The following is a 1,077-nucleotide window of genomic DNA, read 5'->3' on the forward strand; positions in this document are numbered from 1 at the left end:
TGTAATGAGCAGGGACGTTGTGGACGGCGTGGCAGCGACAGATAGGTGAGGACCTCCGGTATCGGTGTGGTTACCACAACTGCACCGACAACCGAGAGGTCCTCGTGTCACACGCTAATGCCTTGCTCACCCCGAAGGGGCGATTGAAACTCGCGGCATCGATCGTCGACGACGGATGGTCGATCCGCCGAGCGGCCGAACGATTCCAGGTTTCACCGACCACAGCCAAGAAATGGGCCGACCGCTACCGCACCGGCGGCCCGACGGCAATGGCCGACCGCTCGAGCAGACCCCACCACAACCCGAACCGGACACCGACCCGCACCGAACGCCGAATCATCAACCTGCGCTTCCTCCGCCGGTGGGGACCACACCGCATCGGCTACCACCTGCACATGCCGCACAGCACCGTCTCAGCGGTCCTGCGCCGCTACAAGATGCCGCTGCTTCGCCACCTCGACCAGAACACCGGACTTGCTGTACGACGCCCGCAGCCGCATCGCTACGAGCATCCCGCTCCCGGGGATCTGATCCACATCGACATCAAAAAGCTCGGCCGAATCCCCGACGGCGGCGGACATCGCAAGCTCGGCCGCGCGATCGGGAAGCGGCACAACAAGAAACAGGGCCGCGGATACTCCTACGTCCATCACGCCGTCGACGATCACAGCCGGCTCGCGTATTCGGAGATCCTCGGTGACGAACGCAAAGAAACCGCATCGGGATTCTTCGAGCGCGCCAAAGCCTACTTCGCAGCCCATGACATCACGATCGCGCGTGTGCTGACCGACAACGGATCCTGTTACCGCTCAACACTGTTCGCGCAGACCCTAGGCCCTGGAATCAAGCACAAGCGAACCAGGCCGTATCGGCCGCAGACCAACGGCAAAGTCGAACGATTCAACAGAACCCTCAACCAGGAATGGGCCTACGCGAACACCTACCTCTCCGACGAAGCCAGAGCGGCGACCTACCAAGACTGGATCCATCACTACAATCACCACCGACCCCACACAGGCATCGGCGGCAAGTCACCCATCGAGCGACTGACCGTCCACAACGTCCCCGAGAAGAACA

The 1,077-nt window shown here is 62.1% G+C and carries 1 protein-coding gene; it reads left to right on the forward strand.

Annotation, left to right across the window (positions count from 1 at the left end; genetic code table 11):
• Positions 1-104 precede the first annotated feature (104 nt).
• A partial coding sequence (locus tag J1M81_RS24370) for an IS481 family transposase (RefSeq protein ID WP_206499021.1) occupies positions 105-1,077 on the forward strand: 973 nt, incomplete at its 3' end.

The sequence above is a fragment of the Rhodococcus sp. KRD175 genome (assembly GCF_017168275.1).
Taxonomy (GTDB): domain Bacteria; phylum Actinomycetota; class Actinomycetes; order Mycobacteriales; family Mycobacteriaceae; genus Rhodococcoides; species Rhodococcoides fascians.